Annotated in this window: 10 protein-coding genes; 7 read left to right on the top strand and 3 right to left on the bottom strand. The window is 68.9% G+C overall.

What is annotated here, in order from left to right; genetic code table 11:
* Window positions 1-3 precede the first annotated feature (3 nt).
* A complete protein-coding gene (gene purH, locus AC1DMS_RS26905; RefSeq protein ID WP_412511917.1) occupies window positions 4-1,611 on the top strand; it encodes a bifunctional phosphoribosylaminoimidazolecarboxamide formyltransferase/IMP cyclohydrolase in 1,608 nt (535 codons plus the stop codon).
* A gap of 51 nt (window positions 1,612-1,662) precedes the next feature.
* Here purH and hemL read toward each other — a convergent pair whose 3' ends face one another.
* Both hemL and thiD read right to left on the bottom strand, forming a co-directional pair.
* Window positions 1,663-2,958: a glutamate-1-semialdehyde 2,1-aminomutase gene (gene hemL / locus AC1DMS_RS26910; protein WP_436301756.1), complete on the bottom strand. Its 1,296-nt coding sequence runs from the start codon at window positions 2,956-2,958 to the stop codon at window positions 1,663-1,665.
* On the bottom strand, window positions 2,958-3,923 hold the full coding sequence (thiD, locus tag AC1DMS_RS26915) for a bifunctional hydroxymethylpyrimidine kinase/phosphomethylpyrimidine kinase (RefSeq protein ID WP_015867391.1): 966 nt from the start codon (window positions 3,921-3,923) through the stop codon (window positions 2,958-2,960). Before thiD ends, hemL begins: the two co-directional genes overlap by 1 nt.
* A gap of 111 nt (window positions 3,924-4,034) precedes the next feature.
* Here thiD and AC1DMS_RS26920 point away from each other — a divergent pair, with 111 nt between their 5' ends.
* From AC1DMS_RS26920 to AC1DMS_RS26945, 6 genes are all read left to right on the top strand, one after another.
* The gene (locus AC1DMS_RS26920) at window positions 4,035-4,205 is read left to right on the top strand and encodes a rubredoxin (protein ID WP_007838397.1); all 171 of its coding nucleotides are present in this window, start codon (window positions 4,035-4,037) and stop codon (window positions 4,203-4,205) included.
* An 82-nt stretch (window positions 4,206-4,287) separates the two neighbouring features.
* The gene (locus AC1DMS_RS26925) at window positions 4,288-4,686 is read left to right on the top strand and encodes a response regulator (RefSeq protein WP_015867390.1); all 399 of its coding nucleotides are present in this window, start codon (window positions 4,288-4,290) and stop codon (window positions 4,684-4,686) included.
* Window positions 4,687-5,052: a response regulator gene (locus AC1DMS_RS26930; RefSeq protein ID WP_015867389.1), complete on the top strand. Its 366-nt coding sequence runs from the start codon at window positions 4,687-4,689 to the stop codon at window positions 5,050-5,052.
* A gap of 19 nt (window positions 5,053-5,071) precedes the next feature.
* Window positions 5,072-5,605 (top strand): chemotaxis protein CheW, encoded by a 534-nt coding sequence (locus AC1DMS_RS26935; protein WP_015867388.1) that lies wholly within the window; start codon window positions 5,072-5,074, stop codon window positions 5,603-5,605.
* A gap of 42 nt (window positions 5,606-5,647) precedes the next feature.
* Window positions 5,648-7,960 (top strand): methyl-accepting chemotaxis protein, encoded by a 2,313-nt coding sequence (locus AC1DMS_RS26940; protein WP_015867387.1) that lies wholly within the window; start codon window positions 5,648-5,650, stop codon window positions 7,958-7,960.
* Window positions 7,961-8,094: 134 nt separating this feature from the next.
* Window positions 8,095-14,163, top strand: a complete 6,069-nt coding sequence (locus AC1DMS_RS26945; protein ID WP_478181961.1) for a hybrid sensor histidine kinase/response regulator — start codon at window positions 8,095-8,097, stop codon at window positions 14,161-14,163.
* A 21-nt stretch (window positions 14,164-14,184) separates the two neighbouring features.
* On the opposite strand, the gene AC1DMS_RS26950 is transcribed toward AC1DMS_RS26945, so the two are convergent.
* The gene (locus AC1DMS_RS26950) at window positions 14,185-15,267 is read right to left on the bottom strand and encodes a helix-turn-helix transcriptional regulator (protein WP_478181962.1); all 1,083 of its coding nucleotides are present in this window, start codon (window positions 15,265-15,267) and stop codon (window positions 14,185-14,187) included.
* Window positions 15,268-15,334 lie beyond the last annotated feature (67 nt).

Genomic DNA, 15,334 nt, shown 5'->3' on the forward strand with positions numbered 1-15,334 from the left:
TCCATGGCCCAGACCGCACTCATCTCCGTCTCCGACAAAACCGGCATCCTCGAATTCGCGCAGGCGCTGCATGCGCTGGGCATCAAGCTGCTGTCCACCGGCGGCACCGCCAAGCTGCTGGCCGATGCCGGCCTGCCCGTGACCGAAGTGGCCGACCACACCGGCTTTCCCGAAATGCTCGACGGCCGCGTGAAAACGCTGCACCCCAAGATCCATGGCGGCCTGCTCGCGCGGCGCGACCTGCCCGCGCACGTGGCGGCCATCCAGGAACACGGCATCGACACCATCGACCTGCTGGTGGTCAATCTCTATCCGTTCGAAGCCACGGTGGCCAAGGCCGGCTGCACGCTCGAAGACGCGATCGAGAACATCGACATCGGCGGCCCCGCCATGGTGCGCAGCGCGGCCAAGAACTGGAAGGACGTGGGCGTGCTGACCGACGCCTCGCAGTACGCCGTGGCGCTGGCCGAGCTCCAGGCCGGCGGCAAGCTCAGCGACAAGACCAAGTTCGCGTTCTCGGTGGCCGCGTTCAACCGCATCGCCGACTACGACGGCGCCATCAGCGACTATCTCTCGGCCATCGACTTCGACGCCAGCATCGGCCAGCCTTCGCCCACGCGCTCGCTGTTCCCGGCGCAAAGCAACGGCCGCTTCGTGAAGGTGCAGGACCTGCGCTACGGCGAGAACCCGCACCAGCAGGCCGCGTTCTACCGCGACCTGCATCCGGCGCCCGGCTCGCTGGTGTCGGCGAAGCAACTGCAGGGCAAGGAGCTCAGCTACAACAACATCGCCGATGCCGACGCCGCATGGGAATGCGTGAAGAGCTTCGATGTGCCCGCCTGCGTGATCGTGAAGCACGCCAACCCCTGCGGCGTGGCCGTCGGCAAGGACGCGGCCGAAGCCTACGGCAAGGCCTTCAAGACCGACCCGACCTCGGCCTTCGGCGGCATCATCGCCTTCAACCGCCCGGTCGATGGCGAGACCGCGCAGGCCATTGCCAAGCAGTTCGTCGAAGTGCTGATGGCGCCGGGCTACACGCCCGAGGCGCTCGCCGTGTTCCAGGCCACCAAGGTCAAGCAGAACGTGCGCGTGCTCGAGATCGCACTGCCGCCAGGCGGCACCACCGACTGGGACAACGGCCGCAACCTCATGGACGTCAAGCGCGTCGGTTCGGGCCTGTTGATGCAGACCGCCGACAACCACGAGCTCGCGGCGAGCGACCTCAAGGTGGTTACGAAGAAGCAGCCCACGCCCGAGCAACTGCAGGACCTGCTGTTCGCATGGAAGGTCGCCAAGTACGTGAAGAGCAACGCCATCGTGTTCTGCGCCGGCGGCATGACCATGGGCGTGGGCGCGGGCCAGATGAGCCGCCTCGACTCGGCGCGCATCGCGAGCATCAAGGCCGAGCATGCGGGCCTCTCGCTGAAGGGCACGGCGGTGGCAAGCGACGCCTTCTTCCCGTTCCGCGACGGGCTCGACGTGGTGGTCGATGCCGGCGCGAGCTGCGTGATCCAGCCGGGCGGCTCGATGCGCGACCAGGAAGTGATCGATGCCGCCGACGAGCGCGGCGTGGTCATGGTGCTCTCGGGCGTGCGCCACTTCCGGCACTGAGCCTGCGCGCTCGGGCAGGGGCGCCTTTCGGCGCCCCGCAACAGACACAGATCAGAGCGAGCGCAGCGTCCTGAAAACCTGCCGCGCCGCATCAATGGTTGCGGCAATGTCGTCGTCGCCATGCGCCGCGCTCACGAAGCCGGCCTCGTAGAGCGCCGGCGCGATGTACACGCCGCGCTCCAGCAGGCCGTGGAACAGCGCGTTGAACTTCGCGTTGTCGGTGGTCATCACGGTCGCGTAGTTCTGCGGCAGCTCGTTCATCAGGAAGAAGCCGAACATGCCGCCCTCGCTGTCGGCGTTGAAGGGCAGCCCCTCGGCCGCGGCGGCGGCCTTGAGGCCGTCGGCGAGCGAGCGCGTCTTCTTCGCCAGTGCCTCATAGAAGCCGGGCTTCGAGATTTCCTTCAGCGTGGCAAGGCCGCAGGCCGTGGCCACCGGGTTGCCCGACAGCGTGCCGGCCTGGTAGACCGGGCCGAGCGGCGCGAGCTGCTCCATGATGGCGCGCGGGCCGCCGAAGGCCGCCAGCGGCATGCCGCCGCCGATGACCTTGCCGAGCACCGTGAGGTCGGGCGTGATGCCCAGCACGCCCTGCGCGCCGTGCAGGCCGACGCGAAAGCCGGTCATCACCTCGTCGAACACCAGCAGCGCGCCGTGCTGCGTGCACAGCTCGCGGCAGCGGGCGGCGAAGGCGGGCGTGGCGCGCACGAAGTTCATGTTGCCGGCAATCGCCTCGATCATCAGGCAGGCGATGTCGTTGCCGTGCAGCGCGAAGGCTTCCTCGAGCTGCGCGATGTTGTTGTACTCGAGCACCAGCGTGTGCTGCGTGACCTCGGGCGGCACGCCGGCCGAAGTGGGGTGGCCGAAGGTGGCAAGGCCGGAGCCGGCTTTCACCAGCAGCGCATCGGCATGGCCGTGGTAGCAGCCCTCGAACTTGATGATGTGCTTGCGGCCGGTGGCGCCGCGCGCCAGGCGCAGCGCGCTCATGGCGGCCTCGGTGCCCGAGCTCACGAGCCGCACCATCTCCATCGACGGCATCAGCGCCAGGATGGCTTCGGCCAGCTCGATCTCGCGCTCGGTCGGCGCGCCATAGGAAAAGCCCTCGAGCACGGCCTTCTGCACCGCCTCGACCACCGCGGGGTGGCCGTGGCCCAGGATCATCGGGCCCCAGGAGCCGATGTAGTCGATGTAGCGCTTGTCGTTGGCGTCCCAGAAATAGGCGCCCTCGGCGCGGCGGATGAAGCGCGGCGTGCCGCCCACGGCCTTGAAGGCGCGCACCGGCGAATTGACGCCGCCGGGGATGACGGCGCGGGCGCGCTCGAAAAGAATGTCGTTTTGGTCAGCGTTTGGCATCAGTGTCGGGTGTCGTGAGGGGGCAGGGCAAAGTCTTGCGGCGCGTCGGGGTCTTCATCGTCGTCATCGTCGTCTTCCGGCTCGGCCCAGAACAGGCGGTCCGGCAGCACGTGGCCCATGCCGGGCCGGAAACCCGCGTCGAGGCAGCGGTCCATGTAGGCCAGGGCCTCGGTGGTGGCGGCCACCAGGTCGGTGCCGCTCGCGAGCAGGGCGGCCAGCGCGGCCGACAGCGTGTCGCCCGCGCCGGCAAAGACCGCTTCGAGCCGCTCGTATTTCTCGCTGGCGAGCACCGACTGCGGCGAGGCCAGCACGTTGTCGATGAACTGGTCGGGCAGCACCATGCCGGTCACCAGCGTGTAGGGCACGCCGAACTCGCCGGCGGCCTTGGCGATGTCGCGCGCGCCGGGCGGACGCTCGCCGCTCCAGTCGGGCAGCAGCCAGCGCCACAGCGTACTGTGGTTTCCAACCAACACTGTGGCCTGGGGCAGCAGCAGCTCGCGGAAGGCGTCCAGATAGCCCTCGATGAGGTCCTCGTCCCACCAGGAAAGGTTGGGCATGTAGGCCACCAGCGGCACCTCGGGGTAGTCGGAGGCGGTCTCGGCGATGGTGCTCAGCGCGTCGGGCGTTCCGACGAAGCCCACCTTGATGAGCTGGACCTCCACGTCCTCGAGGATGGCGCGCGCCTGCTCGGCGATGGCCTCTTCCTCGAAGGCGAAATGGTCGAAGATCTCGGCTGTGTCGCGGGCGTAGGCGCCTGTCACCACCGGCAGCATGTGCGCGCCGACCGAGGCCATGGCCAGTGCGTCCGCGCCCAGGCCGCCCGCGCCGCTCGGATCGCTGGCGTTGAAGACCAGCACGCAGGGCGGATTCAGGTCGCGCTCGGCCACCTCTTCGGCGTCCGGCGAGGGGTCGTTAAGATTGCCCGGTTTGCGGGCGTGGTCTGCTGGATGTAAGTAGATGGTCATACGCCGGGCGAAATCCCCTGGATGGTGGCATAGGCGCGACGTTTACCGTCCGCCAGTGAGATACGCATAGATACACTCGTTGCATTTAATGAACAAGGACTTTAAGCTCCGATGAATACGAAAACTTGGATGTGCCTGATTTGTGGGTGGATCTATGACGAAGCGGTTGGTGTACCGGAAGACGGCATCGCGGCAGGCACGGCCTGGGCCGATGTTCCGATGAACTGGACCTGTCCTGAGTGCGGTGCGCGCAAGGAAGACTTCGAAATGGTTGAAATCTGAAAGCATGGCATAGGGCTACGCGATTTGCGCCGATGTACGGTGCGGCGGGCATCCAAGTCTCATCTCAGCAGGAGCATGTGCAATGGGGCCGAATGGATCAGGTTACAAGGTGCTCGTCATCGACGACAGCAATACGATCCGGCGCAGTGCCGAAATATTTCTGAAGCAGGGCGGGCACGAGGTTCTTCTCGCGGAAGACGGCTTCGACGCGCTCTCCAAGGTTAACGACCACAAGCCGCATCTGATTTTCTGCGACATCCTGATGCCGCGGCTGGACGGCTACCAGACCTGCGCCATCATCAAGCGCAACGCTCATTTCTCCAATGTTCCGGTCGTGATGCTCTCCTCGAAAGACGGCGTCTTCGACAAGGCGCGCGGCCGCATGGTCGGGTCGCAGGACTACCTGACCAAACCCTTCACCAAAGACCAGCTGCTGCAGGCCGTGCAGCAGTTTGGCACCCTTCAACAGGAAGTGCAGTAAATGCCCATTCGAAAAATCCTCGTCGTCGACGACTCCAAGACGGAACTGGTGTTCCTCTCGGACCTGCTCCAGAAGAACGGCTTTGCGGTCAAGACCGCCGAAAACGCCGAGGACGCCATGCGCCGCCTCGAAGAGGACCAGCCCGACCTGATCCTCATGGACGTCGTCATGCCCGGCCAGAACGGCTTCCAGCTGACGCGCGCGATTGCCCGCGATCCGCAGTACGCCGCCATCCCGATCATCCTGTGCACCAGCAAGAACCAGGAAACCGATCGCGTCTGGGGCATGCGCCAGGGCGCCCGAGACTACATCGTGAAGCCGGTCAACGCGGCCGAGCTGATGTCCAAGATCAGCGCGCTGGCCTGAGCAGGCGCCTGCCGAGTCCATGGCCAATCGCGACGCTCTCCGAGCCTTCCAGTCCCGGCTTGCAAGCCGCCTGCAGGCTGCGCGCACGACCGGCGTCGCCGCCTCGTGGCTCGCGGTCGAGGCGGGCGAGGGCAAGTACCTGTTCCCACTCGGCCACGCGGGGGAAATCTTCCCGTGGACGCCGCCCCAGCCCGTGCCCTACACGCAGCCCTGGTTCCTGGGCGTGGCCAACCTGCGCGGCGGCCTCTATGGCGTGGTGCACCTGTCGGCATTCGCCTCGGGTGCGCCGGACAACACGGCCGCCACCGAGGCGGCCCGCATGCAATCGCGGCTCGTTGCCCTCAACGAGCTGCTCGAAGTGAACTGCGCGCTGCTGGTCGACCGGCTGGCGGGACTGCGCGGCGCCGAGGCCTTCACGGCTTCGGAGCCGCCTGGCGCACAGGCACCCGCCTGGCTGGGGCATCTGTACACCGATGCGGCGGGCGAGCGCTGGCAGGAAATCAACCTGCAGGCGCTTTCTCAGCAACCCGAGTTTTTGAGTATTGGCGCCTAGTGCTTCCGCACAGCCCAAAGACAACCACCTGAAGGACCGACCGTGAGCTCGATCGCCGACAAGTTCAAGAAATTACTGCCCGCGAACAGCGGCAACGACAAGGCCCGCGTCGACGGCTCCGGTTCCATATCGCTCGACGACGTCGACACGGTTCAGGCCCTGGAGGAAAAGACCATTCGGCTGGCCCGCAAGGACGGCGCGCCGGCCGCGCCGCTGCCCGCCGGCTTTGCCGACGAAATGCTCGGCGGCAGCGAGGCGGCCAACGAGGCGGCATCGCCCGAAGGCGCCGTGCCCCAGGCCGCGGGCGGCCGCGCGGGTTCGAACCCGGCGCGCCAGCAGCGCGTCCTGGCCATCATGCTCGCGGTGGTGGTGCTGCTGCTGCTGCTGGTGGCCGGCTCCGCCATTCTTCGCGCCGAGCGCCTTGCGCAGCAGGTGGCCGCCACCGGCCAGTCGCTGATGCAGTCGCAGCGGCTCGCAAAGTCGATCTCCCAGGCCCTGGTGGGCAGCGCCCCGGCCTTCGTCGAAGTGAAGGACAGCGCCGACGACCTCACGCGCCGCGTGCAGGGCCTGACCAACGGCGACGACGCCCTGCGCCTGGAGCGCGTGGGCAACCAGTACGACGAGGACATGGCCAAGATCAACCCCCTGGTCGTCCGTGCCGATGCCAGCGCCAAGGTCGTGCTGGCCCAGCGCCAGATCCTGACCCAGGTGGGCGCCGCCCTGCGCGACATCAACCAGCAGTCGTCCGCGCTGCTCGAAATGACGGAAACCGTCGCTTCGCTGAAGATGCAGCAGAACGCCACGCTGCCTGAAATCTCGGCGGCCGGCCAGCTCGTGATGCTGACCCAGCGCATCGGCAAGTCGACCAACGAGTTCTTCACGGTCGAGGGCGTGAACCCCGACGCCGTGTTCCTGCTCGGCAAGGACCTGAACACCTTCCAGGAAACCACGCGCGGCCTGCTCGACGGCAATGCGCAGCAGCGCTTCCCCGGCTCGAAAGACCCGCAGACCCGCCAGCAGCTCGAAGCCATTCTCAAGACCTACGAGCAGATGCGCACGCAGGCCTCGGCCATCCTGGGCAACCTGCAGGGCCTGGTGGCCGCGCGCGAAGCGCAGGCTTCCATCCTGACCGACAGCGAACCCCTGCGCAAATCGCTCGGCGAGCTGCAGGACAAGCTGTCCGCGCGCACCGGCCTTGGCGCCGGAACGATCGTGATGCTGTTCGTGCTCTCGCTGGCCGCCCTGGCGCTGGCCGGCGCCATCGGTTTCGTGCAGGTGCGCGAAGGCCGCGAACGTGCCGCCGTTGCAGAGCGCGAGCGTCTCGCGGCCGAGCAGGCCAGCGAAGAGGCCGGCCGCATCAACAACGCCAACCAGGCCGCCATTCTTCGGCTGATGAACGAACTGCAGACGGTGGCCGAAGGCGACCTGACGCAGGAAGCCACCGTGACCGAGGACATCACCGGCGCCATCGCCGACTCGGTGAACTACACGGTGGAAGAACTGCGCCTGCTGGTGGGCAACGTGCAGAACACGGCCACCCGCGTGGCGCAGACCACCTCGCAGGTGGAAAGCACCTCCACCGAACTGCTCGCCGCCTCGACCGAGCAGCTGCGCGAGATTCGCGAAACCGGCCAGTCGGTGGTGACCATGGCCGAGCGGATCAACGGCGTGTCCTCGCAGGCGCAGGAGTCCGCCACGGTGGCGCGCCAGTCGCTGCAGGCTGCCTCCTCGGGCCTGCAGGCCGTGCAGAACGCCATCGGCGGCATGAACTCCATCCGCGACCAGATCCAGGAAACCTCCAAGCGCATCAAGCGCCTGGGCGAGTCGTCGCAGGAGATCGGCGAAATCACCGAGCTGATCTCGGACATTACCGAGCAGACGAACGTGCTGGCGCTGAACGCCGCCATCCAGGCCGCATCGGCCGGTGAAGCCGGCCGCGGCTTCTCGGTGGTGGCCGAAGAAGTGCAGCGCCTGGCTGAACGCTCCGCCGACGCCACGCGCCAGATCTCGGCGCTGGTGAAGGCCATTCAGACCGACACGCAGGACGCGGTGGGCGCCATGGAGCGTTCCACGCAGGGTGTGGTCGAAGGGGCCAAGCTGTCCGACAATGCCGGTACCGCGCTGTCCGAGATCGACCGCGTGTCGCGCCGGCTGGCAGACCTCATCGAGCAGATTTCGCAGTCCGCCTCCCGCGAGGCCGATTCGGCCAACGTGGTGGCCGCCAACATCCAGCACATCTTTGCCGTGACCGAGCAGACCGGAGAAGGTACCCGCAACACCGCCCAGCAGGTGCGCGAGCTGTCGCAGATGGCCGAGGAACTGCGCCGCTCGGTGGCCCGATTCAAGATCGCCTGATGAAGCTCTCCCCCAGTCTTCGCGCACTTCGTGTCGCTTCGCCGACCCGCTTGAGGATGGCGCGGGCTTCGTGCATTCGGGGCGCGCAGCGCCCAGTGGAAAACTGACAGTCAAGAAAACGGCGAGCATCCAACGTGTCGACTCAAACCCCTGCCACGGCCCCCCTCGCTGGCAACGTGCCGGCCACCGAAGACCTTGGGCCGCTGGCCTGGGTTCTGGGAGAAATCCAGAAATCCCTCGACAGCGTCGGCAAGTCGCTGCGGCGCTTCGTGCGCGACGTGGGCAATGCCTCGGAGCTCGAAAGCGGCCCGCTGCAGATGGCCCGCCAGCAGCTGCACCAATCCGTGGGCGCGCTGCAGATGGTGGGCAACACCGCACCGGCGCTGGTGCTCGGCGCCATCGAGTTCGCGGTGCAGGGCTTCATTGCCGAGCCGCAGCGCTGCACCGACAGCGCGGTCCAGAAGATCGAGCGCGCCGGCTTTGCCGTCACCGATTTCCTCAACGCGCTCCTGGCCGGCAAGGCCGTGTCCTCGGTGGCGCTGTTCCCGCAATACCGCGACGTGCTCGAACTGGTCGGCAACGAGCGCGTGCATCCGGCGGACCTGTGGAGCACGGCCTGGCGCTGGGTCGAAGTGCGGCCCGCGCTGACCCAGGCTGCCGTCAGCTATGACCCGGCCGTGCGTTCGCGGCTCGACCGCGAGGTGCTGCAGCTGGTCAAGACCGGCGACCCGCAGGCCGCGCGGCGGCTGCATGCGCTGTGCCTGGGGCTCGGGCGCGGTGCGCTGCTGCCCCGCGTCGCCAGCTTCTGGACCCTGGCCGCCGGCTTCTTCGAGGCCCTGGCGCTCGGGCTGATTCCCGCCGATTCGTATGTGAAGCGCGCCGCTTCGCGCGTGCTGCTGCAGTACGCCACCCTGGCGCGCGGCGACAGCGCGGTGTCCGACCGCCTGGGCCAGGACCTGCTGTTCTTCTGCGCCCAGGCCGTGCCCGGCGCGCAGGACGAAGCCGCCACCCTGCGCACCGTTCGCACCGCCTGGGGCGTGGCCGGCGAGCGCCAGGTCGACTACACGGTCGAGCAGTTCGGCCGCTACGACCCGCTGGTGCTGGCGCAGGCGCGCAAGCGCATCGAAACCGCCAAGGAAATGTGGTCGGCGCTCTCGGGCGGCGACATCACCCGCACGCGCCAGGTGGCCGACACCTTCGCGCAGCTGGGCGAATCGCTGCAGAAGCTCCATCCGCCCATCTCGCCGATGGTGGAGGCGCTCACCCATGCGGTCGACGCCTCGGTGCGCTCCAGCCAGCCGCCCGATACCGAGCTGGCGATGGAAGTCGCCACCTCGGTGCTCTACCTGGAAGCCGCGCTCGAAGACCTGGACCCGAGCGATCCGCAGCTCACCTCCCGCACCCTGCAGCTGGCCGGCCGCATCGAGCGCGTGCGCGCAGGCGGGCATTCGGAGCCGCTCGAGCCCTGGATGGAGGACCTGTACCGGCGCGTGAGCGACCGCCAGACCATGGGCACCGTGGTCGACGAACTGCGCAGCCACCTGAGCGAGCTCGAGAAATCGCTCGACCAGTATTTCCGCCGCCCGGCCGAGAAGGCCCTGCTGCGCACCGTGCCGAGCCAGCTGCTGCAGATGCGCGGCGTGTTCTCGGTGCTGGGGCTCGACCAGGCCGCCAGCACCGTCCAGCGCATGCGCGACGACGTCGAGCAGATGCTGGTGGGCAATGCCTCGCCGATCGAGGAGATGCACAGCTTCGATGCGCTCGGCAACAACCTGGGCGCGCTCGGCTTCCTGATCGACATGCTGGGCTACCAGCCGACGCTCGCCAAGCGCCTGTTCGTGTTCGACGCAGATGCCGGCGAACTCAAGCCGCTGATGGGCCGCCAGGCCGCCGATGGGGCCGCGGAGGCCGCGACCCCCGGCGCTGCAGCGCCCGCAGCTGCCGAAGCGGTGCTCAGCATCGAGGAGGTCGATGCCCAGATCGCCTCGAAGCTCGCCGCGCTCGCCACGCCCAACCGCAAGGCGAAGGTCTCGCCCATCGAGGAATTCAGCAGCAAGGCCGACAGCTGGACCCACAAGATCGCCGGTCCCGCGGCCCTGCCCGATACCGAGGTGACCGAGCTCGAAGAAGACGACCTGCAGAACATCTTCCTGGACGAAGCCCGCGAGGTGGTGCAGAACGGCCTGGCCGCCATCGAGGAGCTCGGCGGCCACCCCGACGACACCGAGGAACTCACCATCCTGCGGCGCGCGTTCCACACGCTCAAGGGCAGCTCGCGCATGGTCGGCCTGACCGACTTCGGCGATGCCGCCTGGTCCTTCGAACAGGTGCTCAACACCTGGCTGGCCGACCAGCGCGACGCCACGCCCGACTTGCTCACCGGCACCCGCAAGGCGCTCGAGGAATTCGGCCAGTGGGTCGAAGCCATTGCGTCCGGTGCCCAGCACGGCTGGCAGTCGGCGCATTTCAGCCGCGTGGCCAATGCCCTGCTGGCGGGCGAACCCGTGCCCACCGCCCCCACGTGGGTCGCCGATGCCGACGCGCTGGCCGTGGCCGCGCGCCACATTGCCGCGGAGCCGCCGTTGGCCGCTCCCGCACCGGAACTCGCGCAACCGCTGGAGCTCCCGGAGCTGCCCGACCTGTCGCTTTCTCCCGCAGCGCCGGTGGAAACGGCACCCGCCGCGCAATTCGAACTGCCGCCGCAAACGCCGCCGGCCGCTGCAAAGCCCGAAGCCGACGACGACTTCGCTTCCACCGATTTCCTGGACTTCGAATCCCGGCCGGTGCCGGATGGCGAAGCGCTCGAGGCCTTCGACCACAGCGCCGACTTCGATTTTCTTGCGCCCGCGAAAGCGCAGGAGGCGCCGGTCCAGTCGATCGCCCGCTTCACGGCGGAACCCGCCGTCGAACCGGCACCGGCCGCCGATGCGCCCGAATCGCCGGCCCTGGAGGGGCTGCCCGACCTCGACTGGGCGACCGAGATCGTGCCGGCGAAGGCGGACGAGCCCGCGGCAGTTGCCGAGGAGCCCGCACCGATGCCGGTGAAGGCGGAAGAGCCCGCAGCAGTGGTGCCCGCCGAAGAACCCGTGGCCGCACCGGCCCTGCTGCTGGAGCCCGAAGAATCCGCCGTTGTTGCCGCCGCCGACGAAGCACCGGCCCAGGTCGCGGAAGCTGCGCCCGTCGCCGCCGAAGAAATCGCCCCGCCGGTTGAAGCCGAAGAAGAAGAAACCGCCGAAGCCGCCGCTGCCTCCGGTGCCGAAGACCAGGTCAAGGTCATCGGGCCGCTGCGCATCGGCATTGCGCTCTACAACGTCTACCTCAACGAGGCCGACGAGTGGTCCCGGCAGCTCGCCACCGAAGTGGGCGAGTGGGCGCTCGAATCGCACGAGCGGCTGTCCGACTCGACCATTGCGCTCGCGCATTCGCTGGCCGGCAGTTCGGCCACGGTCGGCTTCCACAGCCTCTCGGGCATGGCGCGCCTGCTCGAAGCCGCGCTGCAGCATCTGCAGATGCAGGGCAGCGGCTCGCGCGAACAGGGCGTGGTGCTGGTGGCCGCGGCCGACGAACTGCGCCGCCTGCTGCACCAGTTTGCCGTCGGCTTCCTGCGCGAACCGTCCGAGGGAACGCTGCAGGCGCTGCGCGACATTGCCGCCGCACCCATGCCGGCCGAGGCCGCCGCGCGCGTCGAGACCCGCCCGCACCAGCATCTGGTGGCGCAGGGCAACGTGGCCGACGTGGCGCTGGACGATTCCGAAGACGCGATCGACATGGTCGACGCGGTCGACGTCGACCTGTTCCCCATCTTCGAGGAAGAAGCGGCGGAACTGCTGCCCCAGCTGGGCCAGGCGCTGCGCCAATGGGCGCACCACCCCGACGACAGCGCGCCGCGCGCTTCGGTGCTGCGCACGCTGCACACGCTCAAGGGCAGCGCCCGGCTGGCCGGCGCCATGCGCCTGGGCGAGCGCGCGCACCGCATGGAGTCCGAGATCGAAGTGCTGGGCACCCAGGGTGGCGCCGACCGGGCCGAGATCGAGAAGCTGCTCACGCGCCTCGATGCGCTGCAGGCCACCTTCGACGCCCTGCGCGCCGCGGACGATGCCACCCAGGCCGAAGTGGCCCAACTGGTGGCCACGGCCTCGGTGACTTCGCCAGGCGTGCAGCTGGTGCAGGTTCCCGCCGAAACGGGCGTGTCCGCCAACGACGAGACACTGGTTGCCGGCGACGAGAACGCCAGCGCGGACGCGGAAGCCGCCGCCGCGCCATCGCTGCTGCCGCGTCCGGCCCACGCGCTGCTGGCGCCGCTGCGTGCGGTGTCGAGCCAGGCCGTGCGCATCCGCACCCAGCTGCTCGACCGCCTGGTGGCGCAGACCGGCGAGGTCATCATCACGCGTTCGCGCCTGGAGGCCGAGCTCGGCCAGCTGCGCGGTTCGCTCACCGACCTCACGGGCAACCTCGACCGCCTGCGCCAGCAGCTGCGCGACATCGAGGTGCAGGCCGAAAGCCAGATGCAGTCGCGCCTGGCCCAGGCCAAGGATTCGCAGCAGAGCTTCGACCCGCTGGAGTTCGACCGCTTCACCCGCGTGCAGGAACTCACGCGCATGATGGCCGAGTCGGTGAACGACGTGGCCACCGTGCAGCGCACGCTGCAAAAGACGGTGCAGGCCACGGAAGACGACCTCAGCGTGCAGGCGCGCCAGACGCGCGAACTGCAGCGCGGCCTGCTGCGCACGCGCATGGTGGAGTTCGAGGGCATCTCCGACCGCCTCTACCGCGTGGTGCGCCAGGCCTCCAAGGACACCGGCAAGCAGGTGCGCCTGGACATCGTCGGCGGTTCCATCGAAATGGACCGCGGCGTGCTCGACCGCATGACGCCCGCCTTCGAGCACCTGCTGCGCAACTGCGTGGCGCACGGCATCGAGGAACCGGCCGCGCGCGAAAAGGCCGGCAAGGACGCCAACGGCCTGATCGTGATCGACCTGCACCAGGAGGGCAACGACGTCTCGGTGAGCTTCCGCGACGACGGCGCCGGCCTCGACCATGGCCGCATCGCCGAGCGCGCCCGCACGCTCGGCCTGCTCGCGCCCGGCCATGAACTCTCGCCCGAAGAAGCCACCGAGCTGATCTTCAAGCCCGGCTTCTCGACCGCCGGACAGGTGTCCGAACTGGCCGGCCGCGGCATCGGCATGGACGTGGTGCGCGCGCAGATCGCGGCGCTCGGCGGCCGCATCGAAACGCACAGCACGGCCGGCCAGGGCACCACCTTCAAGCTGGTGCTGCCGCTCACCACCGCGGTGACGCACGTGGTGATGCTGCGCGCGGGCGAGGTGTCGATCGGCGTGCCGTCCAACCTGGTTGAGCTGGTGCAGCGCGTGAGCAGCACCGAGCTCGAGGCCGCCTACCTGCACAACAGCCATCCGTTCGGCAGCGAGCAGGTGCCTTTCTACTGGGCCGGCGCATTGCTGCAGGCCTCCGCGCGCAGCGAGCACCCCACGAGCCGGAACAACACCGTCGTGATCGTGCGAAGCGCGGCGCAGCGGGTGGGCCTGCATGTGGACGAAGTGCTGGGCAACCAGGAAGTCGTGGTCAAGAACCTCGGGCCGCAGCTGGCCCGGCTGCCGGGCCTGGCGGGCATCTCGGTGCTGGCTTCGGGCGCGGTGGCGCTCATCTACAACCCGGTGGCGGTGGCCGCGGTGCATGGCGACCAGGCGCGCGAGCGCCAGGCCGCCGCGCTGGCCGCGCCCGCGCATGCCGCCGGCGCCGACCACGGCGCGCCGCAGGAGCCGTTGCCGATGCTGGCTCCGGTGGCGCCGCAGGTGCCGCTGGTGCTGGTGGTCGACGACTCCATCACCGTGCGCCGCGTGACGCAGCGCCTGCTGCAGCGCGAAGGCTATCGCGTGTCCCTCGCGGCCGACGGCCTGCAGGCGCTCGAACGCCTGCAGCAGGAGCGCCCGGCGGTGGTGCTGTCGGACATCGAGATGCCGCGCATGGACGGCTTCGACCTGGCGCGCAACATCCGCGCGGACGATTCGATGGCCGGCCTGCCGATCATCATGATCACCTCGCGCATCGCCGAGAAGCACCGCGACTACGCGCGCACGCTGGGCGTGAACCACTACCTCGGCAAGCCCTACTCGGAAGAGGAACTGCTGCGCCTGGTGCGCAGCTACACCAGCGAGCCTGCCGCCGCGCTGGCTGTGGCCTGAACCTGGGCCGCGGCCAGCGTCCTAGGGCGCAAGCAGCGCCTTGCGCACCAGGTCGACCTGCCGCGTGCAGCCCATCTTGGCCATCAGCGAGCCGAGCTGGCTGCGCACCGTGTGCACCGACACGCCCTGCGCGCCGGCATGCTGCTTGGGCGACTGGCCCGCGACCAGCGCCGCCAGCACGCGCGCCTCGGCAGGCGTGATGCCGAAGGCGCTGCAGAGGCCGTCGGTCGAGGGCACCGCCTGCGAACGGCCGAGGCGGATGCGCGCCAGCACCAGCACCTCCTCGCCCAGGCTCAGCTGCGGTGCGGCGCGAGCCATTTCCAGTTCTTGCAGGCCTGCCGATCCGCCGGCGATGGGCAGGCAGACCCGCTGACGCGATTGCGCCGCCAGCCGCAGGCCGGCCGCCAGCGCCTGCTGCGTCTGTGCATCCGGATGCCAAAGCCGCTGGCCGCGCAGGCGCAGCAAGCGGCTGGTGCCGAAGAACTCCTGCGCGCCGGCCGATGCGCGCAGCACCGTGCCCGCAGGCGTCAGCAGCAAGACCGCCTCGCCGAAGGCCGCGAGTGCGGATTCGGCGCCGCCGAGCCACGGCCGGGCGCGCTCGTCGCGGCGCGCCAGCCCGTGGCGCAGCGCCTGGGTGACGCGGCGGATCCGCGTGCTGTCGAGCAGCCGGCGCGCATGCGCGGCCGTGCTGCGCTGCACCGTCAGGCCGCCGCGGCGCTGCGGGCCCTCGTCGACCACGCAGGCCAGCATCTGGCGCGCGCCATGGCGGCACATGAAGTCGGCGTAGTAGAGGTTCTTCGAGAGAAAGGCGGGCGAGAACAGCTCGTGCGTGTCGAACCAGCTCCCGGGCGCGGCGCCCAAGGTCGGCGGAATCAGGATGTCGTGCGCGCAGAAATGCTGCACGTATTCGCGCTCGGCGGCCGGTGAAACATTGACCTGCTGAAAGCTCAGCAGCTCGCTGCCGCGCTCCAGCAGGATGAAGGTGGCGCTGTCGCCGCCGATCACCTGCTGCATGCTTTGCAGCAGCTCGCTCCATGGCGGCTGTGGATCGTCCAGGTGCGCGATGGCGTCGAGCGCGCGGCGCAATGCGAGATTCCGGTTCATGTAGTGCCTCCCTGGCCTGCCGGTTTTTCCCACGGCCATGATGCGCGCCCGCGCCGCCGGGTGTCAA

Source organism: Variovorax sp. 05T418, from assembly GCF_056396385.1.